Raw genomic sequence first — 11,551 nt, 5'->3', positions numbered from 1 at the left:
TCGCTGGATGCCCCGTGAGGATTCGAACCTCAATTGACGGAGTCAGAGTCCGTAGTCTTACCATTAGACGACGGGGCAATCGGCTGTGAGGCTGTCTTAGCGCCTCTCAAGAGAGCCGCGCATCTAGGTTTGTGCCTCGGCAAGGTCAACCCGCAATGACCGCTCCTTTGCCTGCAAATGGCATGCAACTTGCCCTTGAAGGCACCTTGGGTTAGCTTGGATGTCAGGTGCACAGGCAAAAAAGCCTGCGTGATATTTGAAGGCAGTACTTTATGGCGGAGCCGTTTCCGCCGGACGCAAACAAGAGTGCTGGTGCAAAAAAGGGCAATACGTCCGGAAAAGTAGCTGATTTTCGCTACAAGCGCCCTTTCCAGCCACAGCAAGCGCAAAGCAAGCGCCGCAAGGGCAATCGCCCTGATGCCAATGGAACAAGATCCAATGGCAAAGCGAACGCCGCCACGAAGCCCGCTCACGTTGCCAAAGACGCCGGTGTTGAAAGACATCGTTCAGCGCGTCCGATCCCTCGTCATAACCGGCAGCCTCGCCCCAATGAGGCTTATGCCGCGCTTGATTTGGGGACGAACAATTGCCGCCTGCTGATCGCGCGTCCATCAGGCAAGGATTTCACGGTCATCGACGCTTTCAGCCGGGTGGTGAAACTGGGCGAAGGTCTGGCGACAAGCGGCAGATTGTCGGACGAAGCGATGGACAGGGCCATGGGCGCCTTGTCGATCTGTGCTGACAAACTGCGACGCCGAAAGGTCCGCCTCGCCCGCTCTGTCGCGACCGAAGCATGCCGCAGGGCAAGCAATGGCGAGGCCTTTATCGAGCGGGTCAAGCGCGAAACCGGCATTGTGCTCGACATCATAAGCGCAGGCGAAGAAGCGCGGCTGGCAGTGCTTGGCTGCCACATCCTTTTGGAAGCGGGCAATGGCCCCGCGGTCATTTTCGATATTGGCGGGGGATCAACCGAGCTCGTCCTGCTGGAGCCGGGCGGTAAAGTCCCACGCATTCTCGATTGGCAAAGCGTGCCATGGGGCGTTGTTTCGCTCACCGATACCGTGGGACGCGGTGAGAATAGGCGCGAGGCACGCATTGCCCGCTATGCCAAGATGCGTGAACTTGTGTCCGAAAGCTTTGCGCCATTTGCGCAGCGTATCGCCGATTCCGCCGCACATCCCGACATTCGCTTGCTCGGGACGAGCGGCACAGTGACCACTTTGGCGAGCCTTCATCTGGAATTGCCGCATTATGATCGCAAAGCCGTCGACGGATTGATCGTCCCTGCGACTTCGATGCGTTCGATCAGCGAAGACCTCGCCGGTATGTCGCCGGAAGAGCGCAGCACTCTACCCTGTATCGGGGAAGACAGGGCAGATCTTGTGGTGGCGGGATGCGCTATCCTCGAATCCATTCTCGACCTCTGGCCCGCGGCGCGCCTTGGCGTCGCTGATCGCGGCATTCGAGAGGGGATCTTGCGCAGCCTTATGGCGTCCGAGCGGCAGGGTGAGCGATCTTTGCGCGCGCTTGAACAATTGCGTGCAGGCAAGGCTTGAAACAATGAGCCGATCAGGCCGCAATCCCGACCGCCGCGTAAAAACCGCCAAAAAGCGCACCGCATCATCAACGCGCTGGCTTGAGCGGCAGTTGAACGATCCTTACGTCAAGCAGGCGAAGGCAGATGGTTATCGCAGCCGTGCGGCATACAAGCTGATTGAGCTCGATGAAAAATTCGGCCTCATTCGCGGCAAATCGCGCGTGGTTGACCTTGGCATTGCGCCGGGTGGCTGGGCGCAGGTGGTGCGCAAGAAAGCGCCCAAGGCAAAGATTGTAGGCATTGATCTTTTGCCGACCGAACCGATCGAGGGCGTCACCATATTCGAAATGGATTTCCTTGATGATGCCGCCCCGCGAAAGCTTGAAGATGCATTGGAAGGGCCGCCCGATCTGGTGATGTCAGATATGGCCGCAAACACTGTGGGTCACAAACAGACCGATCATTTGCGCACGATGGGCCTTGTTGAAGCAGCAGCCTGGTTTGCAACCGAAACCCTGTCGGAAGGCGGCGCTTTTATCGCCAAGGTGCTGGCTGGCGGAACGGACCGGGATTTGCTCGCACTGCTCAAGAAACACTTCACACGCGTCAAGCACGCAAAGCCCCCGGCTAGCCGCAAAGGCTCATCCGAATGGTATGTGATTGCTCAGGGGTTCAAAGGGCGCGGCGAATAAGGCCCCGCCCTTATCTCAGACTATTCTCAGCTTTCAGCTGCTGCTGTTTCTTCTGACGTTTCTTCAGCGGCATTCTGCGCATCCTCAGCCGTTTCGACTGCGTCTGCATCTGCTGCTTCTTCCCCACCTTCAGCAGCCTCGGCAACATATTCTGGAACAGGAAGATTCGAACCCTGTTCGTTCATGTACAGGGCGACCGCTGCGCGGTCTTCCACCTTGGACAGGCCAGCGAAGCCCATCTTGGTGCCTTCCATGTAGCGTTTGGGAGCTGCGAGCCACTGGTTCATTTCTTCCCAGCCCCAGTTTCCGCCGAACGATGCCATCGCGTCCGAATACTGATAGCCAGCTTTCGCGCCCACAGGTGCGCCCATGATGGCGTGAAGGTTGGGACCAATGCCATTCGCCCCGCCAGCTTCAATCGAGTGGCAGCTTGCGCATTTCTGGTACACCTTTTCGCCGGCGGCAACATCAACCGATGCCATATTCAGCGCTTCGGCCATGCTCATTTCAGCAGGGATAACGCCGCCCTCTTCCTCGACGCCTTCGATTACATAGCCCAATTGTTCGGGCCGTTCAGGCGAGGAGCCGTGGAAGTACATGCCGCTGACCACTGACAGGCCAAGCCCGACAATGCCCGCGAACAGCACCCAACCGGCTGCGGTGTTGAACAGATCACCCTGATCCGATTTGGCTTCGGGCGCGTTTTCTGATGTGGTTTCTTGATTCATCCCGAGCGCCCATTAATGGGGCGTTTCGCGCGGCGCAAGACCCATCGCAACATCACGCATTGCGGTAATTGCAATTGAGCAACCCATCAGCCTTGCCGTGGCTGCATCTCGGCATTAGCACGCTGGGCAATTATGCGATCTTTTCCTGCTCCAGCTTTGCCGATTGTCGATGATCTGCGCGCCAAGGCCGCTGCCGATCCCCAGAGCGCAATTGCGTTTCAGGGATCGCCCGGTGCCAATTCTCATCGCGCAGCGGCAGAAGCGCGTCCGAATGCTCTGCCTCTGCCATGCTTCAGCTTTGAAGATGCGCTGGACGCTGTCAAAGATGGCCGCGCTGGTGAAGCGATAATTCCTATCGAAAACTCGCAGCATGGCCGGGTGGCCGATATTCACTTCCTGCTTCCAGAAAGCGGGCTTTCGATTACCGGCGAATATTTCATGCCCATCCATCACGCACTGATGGCAAAGGGCAAAGGCCCGTTGGAGGCTGCATACAGCCATCCCCAGGCACTTGGCCAGTCGCGCCACTACTTGCGCCAGCGAGGCATCGTGCCGCTAAGCTATGCCGATACAGCGGGTGCTGCTGCGTTTGTGGCGGAAAGCGATGATCCAACCATTGCGGCCATCGCGCCTGCCATTGCAGCGGAATATTACGGGCTCACCATCGTCGATGAGAATGTCGAGGATAGCGCAGACAATATGACGCGCTTTGTGATCCTAGCGGATAAACCCGCCTTTCTCACGCATGACCCAGAACTTGAGGCGATGACGACATTCGTCTTCGAAGTGCGCAACATTCCGGCTGCCCTTTACAAAGCGCTCGGCGGATTTGCGACCAATGGCGTCAACATGACGAAGCTCGAAAGCTATCAAATCGGGACTAGCTTTGCGGCAACGCAATTCTACGCCGATATTATCGGTGCCCCCGGCAACCCCGCCGTGGACCGCGCATTGGAGGAATGTGGGTTTTATTCCAAGCAATTGCGCGTTCTTGGAACCTATCCGATGGCGCGCAAGCGGGGATAAGCCGAGGTCACTGCGCCAAACCTTACCAATTCCATACCAGTGGCACGCCAATGCTGTTGCGAAACCGCCTTTGCCATGCCACCAAGCGTGCCGAATGACTTTCGCGGCACCACCGACTTTTGATGAAAGCGATGTTGCGGACCAGCCCGCAGATCCCGTTCCCTCAAACACTTTGGGGGAAAGCTGGGAGAGTGTGCGCAATGACAGCGACATTCAGTTCGAGCAGATCGAGATCCCGCCAATCCCTCCGCGCCAACCGTCCGCTTTCGAAAGGTGGCTGGATGAAGTCTTTCAATGGCTCGGCGAACTGTTCGCGCCGATTGGAACGCTCATCGCAAACACGTGGTGGCTGCTGCAATGGGTGCTGCTTGGGCTTTTGATCGCGTTTATCCTCTATCTGATCGTGCGCATGTATGGGCCGATCGCGCGGCAAGACACGGGTTCCGAAGCTGAGGAAGTGCCAGAATGGCAACCCGACAGGCAGGAAAGCCTTGCCCTTCTGGAAGATGCTGACCGTTTGGCAGCCGAAGGGCGCTTTGACGAGGCGACGCACCTGCTTTTGCAGCGAAGCGTCGGCCAAATCGCGCGGGCACGCCCTGACTGGGTTGAACCATCAAGCACAGCGCGCGAACTTGCAGCGCTGAAATCGCTTCCCGATGCGGCGCGCAAAGCGTTTGGCACAATTGCCGAACGCGTTGAGCGCAGCCTCTTCGCGTTGCGCTCTCTGGATCGCACGGATTGGGAAACAGCCCGTGCAGCCTATGCAGAGTTTGCCCTTGCAAAAATTGACGGCAGGCTCGTGAAGCGGGCGGCGTTATGAGCGGTTCTGAAGCCATAGCGACAGCGCAATCAGGCCGCGCAGCATCGCCGTTTGGCAAGGCGACGCTTTTGTTCGTCATCGTCATTGGCTTCGCTGCGTTTCTGGCGCTTCTCTATTTTCTATCGGGCGGTGATGATGGCCAAAGCGACAATAATGGCGCTGCCCACGCTGCTGCGACCGGGCTTAATGGATATGCGGGGCTTGTTCGCCTGCTGGAGAGCGAGGGATACGACGTCGAGACTTCTCGTTCGCCGAGCGGACTTGAAACCAGCGATCTGCTCGTCCTGACCCCTCCGAGCTTCATGAACCCGGAAGATCTTTCGGAAATTCTGCAGGACCGTGAGTATGTGGGACCAACACTGGTTATCCTCCCGAAATGGTGGGCAACGCTGCCTCCGCGCAATCTGCCCGATGACGTGTCTGACAAATTCAAGCGCGGATGGGTGCAATTGAACGATGGGACACCTGTCGGCTGGAGCGAACAGCTGCCTGAACCCTTCAAATTCGAGCACCAGATCGAACAGCTGGAAGACGATGAAAAACCCGGATGGCAAGGGTATGGCCTTTCTGGCGAACTGCCCACGCGCACCATCGCCTATGTCGAGGAAAGCGAGCTTTTCGCGCCGCTCGTAACCGACACCGCTGGCCATGTGCTGGCGATGAATGTCCTCGGCAGTGAAGGCAGCGAGTATTACGACAACGCCCAATGGACAGTCTTTGTCGTCGAACCTGACCTCATGAACAATTTCGGGCTCGCGGATGAAACACGCGCAGCCGCCGCGCTCGCGCTGGTGCAGGAAGCTGGATACGGCCCCGGTACACACGTCACATTCGATCTTACGCTAAACGGTTTTGGCGGGACGATGAACCTGCTCACGCTCGCATTCCGTCCGCCATTCCTAGCCGCAACGCTTTGCCTCTTGCTGGCGATGTTCATCGTCGGCTGGCGCGCTTTCCTGCGCTTTGGCCCGGCGGCTGCCAGCGGCCCCGATATCGCTTTTGGTAAGAAACGCCTTGTCGGCAATGGTGCTGGCCTGATCGTGCGCGCTGGCAGGCTTCGGCTTTTGGCGGAACCCTATGCGGCTTTGTCAGCGGCGCGCATTGCCCGCGCCATGGGTCTCGCACGGCATGATCCCGAGACCATCGATACGGCCATGCAATCGCGTCTGCCGCAAGAAGAACCCTTCACACACCGCGCGGCCAAGCTGCGCAACGCCACAAGTGCATCAGAAATCGTGCGTGCTGCCAAATCGCTGAGCGAACTGGTCACCACGATTGAAGATGCCAAGCACAAAAATTCCGGAAATTAAGAGGACAACCGCCCGATGAGTATGAGCCTAGAGGAACTGCGCGGCCTAGCGGACGCGATCCGCGCCGAAGTCGCAAAGGCGATTGTGGGTCAGGAAGAGATCATCGATCAATTGCTGGTCGCAATGGTGAGCGAGGGGCACGTCCTTCTCGAAGGGCCTCCGGGCACCGCAAAGACCTTTCTTGCCAATGCCTTTTCGACCGCACTCGGCCTCGATTTCGGGCGCATCCAGTTTACGCCTGATCTTTTGCCGGGCGATATCCTGGGTTCGAACCTGTTCAACTTTCAGACGAGCCAGTTCACGCTGACGCGCGGGCCGATCTTCTGCGAGCTGCTGCTGGCTGATGAAATCAACCGTACACCGCCCAAAACGCAGGCCGCTCTGCTCGAAGCGATGCAGGAGCGCCGTGTGACGCTGGATGGCGAAACCCACCAATTGCCGACACGCTTTATGGTGGTTGCGACTCAAAACCCGATTGAGAACCAAGGCGTCTATCCACTGCCAGAAGCGCAATTGGACAGGTTCCTGTTCAAGCTGCTCGTTCCCTATCCGGATGAGGCGGAAGAAGCGCGCATCGTCACCAGCTTTGGATCACGTCAGGGGCCACAGCGTCCTGCTGATCTTGGCGTAACTGCGGTGGCGGATGCTTCAAAACTTGTCGCGGCGAGCTCTGCACTCGGTCATGTGACAGTGGCCGAAGAGATCACCCAATATGTCGTGCGCCTTGTACGGGCGACGCGTGACCATGCTGAATTGTCGGTCGGCGCCAGCCCGCGTGCTGCTGTTCTTCTCGCCAATGCCGCGAGAGCGCGCGCTGCACTTGATGGCCGGGCCTATATCATTCCAGATGACGTAAAGGCGCTCGCTGTGCCGGTCCTTCGCCACCGTCTGACATTGAGCCCGGCTGCCGAGATCGAAGGCCGCGATATCGAAGCGCTTGTCGCCGAGCTCGTCGAAAGCACTAAGGCGCCCCGGTAACACTCAATGGCGCTATCCCGCCCTGCCTTTCTGGCCAAGCTGCCTCCTTTCCCTGTCGTCCCCACAGAGCGGGCGGCATGGACAATCGCAGGCTTCGCGCCCGTCGCGGTGGTGATCGCAGCGACCACGCCTGCGCTTTGGCTGATTGCGCCGATCGCGGCAGCGGCGTTGTTTGTGTTGATCCTGTTCGACGCCTATCTCGCCGGCAATGTCGAACATTGGGAGGTGAGCGCGCCATCAGACGCGGAAGTGGGCCAGCCAACGCCCGTCAAAGTCACTGCGCACTTCAAAAGAGGATCGCGCGCCAATGTTCGCGCAGCGCTCGAATTTGATCCGCGCCTTGGCAATGCTGGCCGCGCTGAATTCACGCTTGAAAGTGATCGGTTTGACAGCGGGCAGGCAGGCTCGGTTGAGCTGAAACCCGAACGTCGCGGAACGGCAGACGTCACGCGCGCATGGCTTCGCTGGTCTGGGCCTTTGGGCCTTGGCGCGCGCAATGCGAGCCGCGCGCTCGACACCGAAATCCGGATATGGCCCGATCTGTCACCTGTTCGCAGCAAGGAATTGCAAACCTTCCTGCGCGATGCACAAACGGGCCTCATTGCTCGGCGTATCAGAGGCGAAGGCACGCAATTTGAGTCGCTGACCGAATACGAAGCCGGCATGGATCGCCGCCGGATCGACTGGAAAGCCAGCGCGCGCCATGTTCACCTCTATGCCCGCGAGAACGAAAGTGAGCGCAACAATCAGATCGTCTTCGCCTTCGATTGCGGTCAGGCGATGTGCGAACCCGTCGATGGCATGCCCCGGATTGATCGCGCGGTCACAGCCGCACTGACCTGCGCATTTGTCGCTCTTAAAAGCTCGGACAAGGTCTCGCTTTTCGGCTTTGCTCAACGCCCGCAGATCATGACTCCGTTCGTAAGCGATGCGCGCGCTTTTCATCGTTTGCAAAGTGCAGCAGCAGGCCTCGACTACGAGGCAACCGAGCCCAATTTCACTCTCGCCCTCGCGACACTTACCGCGAAACTTCAAAGGCGCTCGCTGATCGTCCTCTTCTCCGATTTCACCGATCCGACGGCGGCGGAATTGATGATCGAGAGCATCGGGCGACTGGTTGACAAGCACCTCGTTCTGTTTGTCACTATCGCCGACAGCGAGCTTGAAGAACTCATCAACGAAGAACCTGGCGACATTGCCACAATGGCTCGCTCCGTCACTGCCGATACGCTGGCGACGCAGCGTTCGATCGTGCTTCAGCGCCTGCGCCGGATGGGTGTCGATGTGATAGAGGCGCCGTGGAATCAGATCGGCTATCGCCTGATTGACCGCTATTTCGAAATCAAGAATTCAGAGGCCATCGGATGAACCGGCCTGCGACCAAGAACCCAGACGCCATCCCAGGCGCCCCGGCTCCTCAAGAAGAGGCTGCGGGTGCAGCGACGCCCGCCAAATCGAGAGGGCGGTTCGCCAGCTTTTTCGGCAAAAGCGAAATTGCAGCGCCTGCAGATATTGAAAGCGCTGCCTTGCGATCAGACCGCTTCCGGTTGGAGCGCGAGGGCGATTGGCGCCGGCTGGAAGACATCGTGCAACGCATGGAGCGCGGCGGATTGCGGCGGATCAGCGATGACGATCTGCTCGCGCTTCCGACACTCTACCGAACGGCAGCCTCCAGTCTTTCCGTCGCGCGCGAAACATCGCTCGATGCAGCAACGCTCGTATACCTTGAAAGCCTCGTTCAGCGGGCATGGTTTCAGGTCTACGGCCCGAGAAAGGGTCTGATTGGCTGGCTGCGTGACTTTTTCCTAGGTGGGTGGAGCCGCGCCGTTCGCGAAATCTGGCTTGAATGCTGCATTGCGCTGTTCGTGATGGTAGCAGGCGCGATCGTTGGCTGGCTGCTCGTGGTTCGCGATGTTGAGTGGTATTACCGCCTCGTCCCAACTCAATTCCTCGATGCCCGCGTCCCAGGCGCAAGCCGGGAGGCTTTGGCTGAAACGCTTGCGGTAGAGCAAGATGCGGGCGGGCTGTCGGTCTTTGCCGCCAGCCTCTTCAGCAACAATGCCGCCGTTTGTATCTTCGCCTTTGCGCTGGGCTTTGCATTTGGCATCCCGACGCTGATGCTGCTCATTTACAACCTCGCCTTGCTGGGCGCGATGATGTGGCTGTTTGCGGGGCAAGGGCTGGAGGTCGAGTTCGCAGCCTGGCTGAGCGTTCATGGCACGACCGAGTTTTTCGGTATCCTGCTATCGGGTGCAGCAGGTCTTCACATCGGGCGATCCATGGCGTTTCCGGGCAATCGCACTGTTCTTAAGGCGGCGTCGGAAGCTGGCCAGCGCGGCGCGGTCGTCATGGTCGGCGTTGTCTTGATGATGGTTGCAGCCGCCCTTCTCGAAGCATTCCCGCGGCAATTGGTCGACGGTGCGCAAAGCCGCTTCATGATTGGCGGGATGATGCTCGCCTTCTGGCTTGCCTATTTCTACCTGTACCGGCCGCGTCCAGTGGGAGCGAGCGGATGAACGCACGCACCGGCATCACCCCTGTTGGCGGCGTCAACAAACGCGAGCGCACCCTAATCACGCCTGAAGGGATCGCAGTGCCCATAGTGGTAGCTTCGCGCGGCGCACGGGCTGGCGCGCTCATTCTCGATTTTCTTATCCTGCTGTTCGGAGTGATCGTAGTGAGCTGGGTCATTGATATGATCGCAGGAGGATTGTTCGACGATGGGGTCGTCGTTGATGAGACGCAGGCGTCGAATGCCCGCGAGTTTATCGCCATCATCGGCATCCTAACCGGCTTCGTGGTCTGGTACGGCTACTTCCTCGCACAGGAACTGGGCCCGCGCGGCGCAACTTTGGGCAAGCGTGCGGTGGGCATCAGAGTAGCCGCACATGGCGGCGCGCGCCTCACACCCGAAGCCGTGATCGCGCGCAATCTCTTGCGCGATATCGAGATATTCTATCCCATCGTTTTCATAATCGTACTTGCCCTCATGAGCTCATTCCAAGAAGATATGGGCGGCACTATCTGGGCTGCGACTATCTGGTTTTTCGTCTTCCTGCTCTTCCCCTTCTTCAACAAGGATGCCTTGCGAGCAGGCGATATCATCGCGGGCACCTGGGTTGTCGAAGCACCGCGCACCAAGCTTGCCGAAACTCTTTCGACCCAAGGCGCAGCTCGCGGAACGAGCCATGTCACCGGCGTACGGTATGATTTTGGCGATGAAGAATTGTCGATCTATGGCGAACGCGAATTGCAGACATTGGAGCGGATGCTGCGTGAAGCAGAGCCCGAAGCGCTTGCCGCTGTGCATGAAACGATTTGCCGCAAAATAGGCTGGGATCCGGGCGCTGGCGATGAACGCGCTTTCCTTGAAGCGTTCTACGCACAGCTGCGCGCAAAACTTGAAGGTGATATGCGGTTCGGCAAACGCAAGGCGGACAAGTATTCATGAGCAATTCCGTGCCCAACTTCACTCGCCGCATGGCAATCGGCTCTGGTCTGGCACTTGGCCTTTCAGGATGCTTGCCGCCCGATCAAAGCCCGCTAGGACGGCTCCAGTCGCGCATGCGCATCATCGAGGCGAATGCGGGCGGTACCCTGGGTGCAGAGCTGTTCGATGCGGCAAGCGGCCTTTCAATAGGTCTCAATCAGGACAGGCGATTTGGTCATTGCTCGTCATTTAAGCTCTCACTCGCCGCCAAGATTTTGAGCGCCAATGCCGCAGGTGAAATCGATGGCAACAAGCTTATTCGGTGGAGCGAGGATGATCTGATGTTCGTCTCGCCGTTCACCACACAAAGGCTGGATGAAGGCGCGACCATGCTGGAGCTTGCTGAGTTCACGCAGAAGTACTCAGATAACGCTGCAGCCAATATCCTGCTGCGCGAATTGGGTGGGCCAGCAGCGCTTACCGGTTTCTGGCGATCCATTGGCGATGATGTGAGCCGCCTTGATCGCACAGAGCCAGCGCTCAACAATGTGCCCGTCACCGAAGTGCGCGATACGACGACACCGGCGGCGATGGCGCGCACCGTCGCAAAGCTGATTTACGGCGATGCTCTGCCCGATGCAGAGCGGGCCATACTCAAACAGTGGATGATCGACACACCCACCGGCGTACGGCGTGTTCGCGCCGGGCTTGAAGAAGGATGGGTTGCGGGCGACAAGACTGGCACTTCATTCTGGCCGGGCATGGGCAGCCTTTACGTCGATATCGGCTTTGCCGAGGCCCCACAAAAAGGCGACACACCGCGCCCGCCCATCACGTTCGCCACGTATTACCGCGCCCGTGAGACGCATGACAGCATCGACCCTGCCTCTGAGGCCACGCTTGCCCAGGTTGGCAAGATCATTTCAGATTTCGTGCTGGGCGATTATCGCTTCTCAAAAATCAATCCCTTTTAGTCCGCGATCCGGAGTTCGGCACGTCGGTGCCAGCGGGACTTTCCAATCCGTTGCAA

At 58.7% G+C, this 11,551-nt stretch carries 11 protein-coding genes and 1 tRNA gene; 10 read left to right on the top strand and 2 right to left on the bottom strand.

What is annotated here, in order from left to right; genetic code table 11:
* Window positions 1-4 precede the first annotated feature (4 nt).
* Window positions 5-78, bottom strand: a tRNA-Gln gene (locus AUC45_RS11780).
* Window positions 79-272: 194 nt separating this feature from the next.
* Between AUC45_RS11780 and AUC45_RS11775 the strand changes: the two genes are divergently transcribed.
* A complete protein-coding gene (locus AUC45_RS11775; RefSeq protein WP_067602718.1) occupies window positions 273-1,556 on the top strand; it encodes a Ppx/GppA phosphatase family protein in 1,284 nt (427 codons plus the stop codon).
* 4 nt (window positions 1,557-1,560) lie between these two features.
* A complete protein-coding gene (locus tag AUC45_RS11770) occupies window positions 1,561-2,229 on the top strand; it encodes an RlmE family RNA methyltransferase (RefSeq protein WP_067603868.1) in 669 nt (222 codons plus the stop codon).
* A 26-nt stretch (window positions 2,230-2,255) separates the two neighbouring features.
* Here the strand turns inward: AUC45_RS11770 and AUC45_RS11765 are convergent, their stop codons facing one another.
* Window positions 2,256-2,957: a cytochrome c family protein gene (locus AUC45_RS11765; RefSeq protein WP_067602715.1), complete on the bottom strand. Its 702-nt coding sequence runs from the start codon at window positions 2,955-2,957 to the stop codon at window positions 2,256-2,258.
* Window positions 2,958-3,089: 132 nt separating this feature from the next.
* Here AUC45_RS11765 and AUC45_RS11760 point away from each other — a divergent pair, with 132 nt between their 5' ends.
* From AUC45_RS11760 to bla, 8 genes are all read left to right on the top strand, one after another.
* Window positions 3,090-3,983: a prephenate dehydratase gene (locus AUC45_RS11760; protein ID WP_067602712.1), complete on the top strand. Its 894-nt coding sequence runs from the start codon at window positions 3,090-3,092 to the stop codon at window positions 3,981-3,983.
* A gap of 94 nt (window positions 3,984-4,077) precedes the next feature.
* Window positions 4,078-4,803, top strand: coding sequence for a hypothetical protein (locus tag AUC45_RS11755; RefSeq protein ID WP_067602709.1), 726 nt, complete (start codon window positions 4,078-4,080; stop codon window positions 4,801-4,803).
* Window positions 4,800-6,113 (top strand): DUF4350 domain-containing protein, encoded by a 1,314-nt coding sequence (locus tag AUC45_RS11750; protein WP_067602706.1) that lies wholly within the window; start codon window positions 4,800-4,802, stop codon window positions 6,111-6,113. Before AUC45_RS11755 ends, AUC45_RS11750 begins: the two co-directional genes overlap by 4 nt.
* Window positions 6,114-6,134: 21 nt before the next feature.
* Window positions 6,135-7,091, top strand: a complete 957-nt coding sequence (locus AUC45_RS11745) for a MoxR family ATPase (RefSeq protein WP_067602703.1) — start codon at window positions 6,135-6,137, stop codon at window positions 7,089-7,091.
* A 6-nt stretch (window positions 7,092-7,097) separates the two neighbouring features.
* A complete protein-coding gene (locus AUC45_RS11740) occupies window positions 7,098-8,459 on the top strand; it encodes a DUF58 domain-containing protein (protein WP_067602700.1) in 1,362 nt (453 codons plus the stop codon).
* Complete coding sequence (locus AUC45_RS11735) at window positions 8,456-9,607, top strand: stage II sporulation protein M (RefSeq protein WP_082701104.1); 1,152 nt, start codon at window positions 8,456-8,458, stop codon at window positions 9,605-9,607. The genes AUC45_RS11740 and AUC45_RS11735 overlap by 4 nt, the downstream gene beginning before the upstream one ends.
* Window positions 9,604-10,542: an RDD family protein gene (locus AUC45_RS11730; protein WP_067602697.1), complete on the top strand. Its 939-nt coding sequence runs from the start codon at window positions 9,604-9,606 to the stop codon at window positions 10,540-10,542. Before AUC45_RS11735 ends, AUC45_RS11730 begins: the two co-directional genes overlap by 4 nt.
* Window positions 10,539-11,495 carry a class A beta-lactamase gene (gene bla, locus AUC45_RS11725; RefSeq protein ID WP_067602694.1) on the top strand — a complete coding sequence of 319 codons (957 nt, stop codon included), beginning with the start codon at window positions 10,539-10,541 and terminating at the stop codon, window positions 11,493-11,495. Before AUC45_RS11730 ends, bla begins: the two co-directional genes overlap by 4 nt.
* Window positions 11,496-11,551: the final 56 nt, after the last annotated feature.

Origin of the sequence: Erythrobacter sp. YT30 (assembly GCF_001542875.1) — a bacterium.
Taxonomy (GTDB): domain Bacteria; phylum Pseudomonadota; class Alphaproteobacteria; order Sphingomonadales; family Sphingomonadaceae; genus Erythrobacter.
The sequence above is the reverse complement of the archived record's forward strand: the minus strand, read 5'-3'. Positions and strand labels throughout refer to the sequence as shown.

Bases quoted from the DNA above. Each gene is read 5' to 3' on its own strand.
- AUC45_RS11775 (WP_067602718.1), top strand. From the start codon at position 273: ATGGCGGAGCCGTTTCCGCCGGACGCAAACAAGAGTGCTGGTGCAAAA.
- AUC45_RS11770 (WP_067603868.1), top strand. From the start codon at position 1,561: ATGAGCCGATCAGGCCGCAATCCCGACCGCCGCGTAAAAACCGCCAAA.
- AUC45_RS11765 (WP_067602715.1), bottom strand. From the start codon at position 2,957: ATGAATCAAGAAACCACATCAGAAAACGCGCCCGAAGCCAAATCGGAT.
- AUC45_RS11760 (WP_067602712.1), top strand. From the start codon at position 3,090: ATGCGATCTTTTCCTGCTCCAGCTTTGCCGATTGTCGATGATCTGCGC.
- AUC45_RS11755 (WP_067602709.1), top strand. From the start codon at position 4,078: ATGACTTTCGCGGCACCACCGACTTTTGATGAAAGCGATGTTGCGGAC.
- AUC45_RS11750 (WP_067602706.1), top strand. From the start codon at position 4,800: ATGAGCGGTTCTGAAGCCATAGCGACAGCGCAATCAGGCCGCGCAGCA.
- AUC45_RS11745 (WP_067602703.1), top strand. From the start codon at position 6,135: ATGAGCCTAGAGGAACTGCGCGGCCTAGCGGACGCGATCCGCGCCGAA.
- AUC45_RS11740 (WP_067602700.1), top strand. From the start codon at position 7,098: ATGGCGCTATCCCGCCCTGCCTTTCTGGCCAAGCTGCCTCCTTTCCCT.
- AUC45_RS11735 (WP_082701104.1), top strand. From the start codon at position 8,456: ATGAACCGGCCTGCGACCAAGAACCCAGACGCCATCCCAGGCGCCCCG.
- AUC45_RS11730 (WP_067602697.1), top strand. From the start codon at position 9,604: ATGAACGCACGCACCGGCATCACCCCTGTTGGCGGCGTCAACAAACGC.
- bla (WP_067602694.1), top strand. From the start codon at position 10,539: ATGAGCAATTCCGTGCCCAACTTCACTCGCCGCATGGCAATCGGCTCT.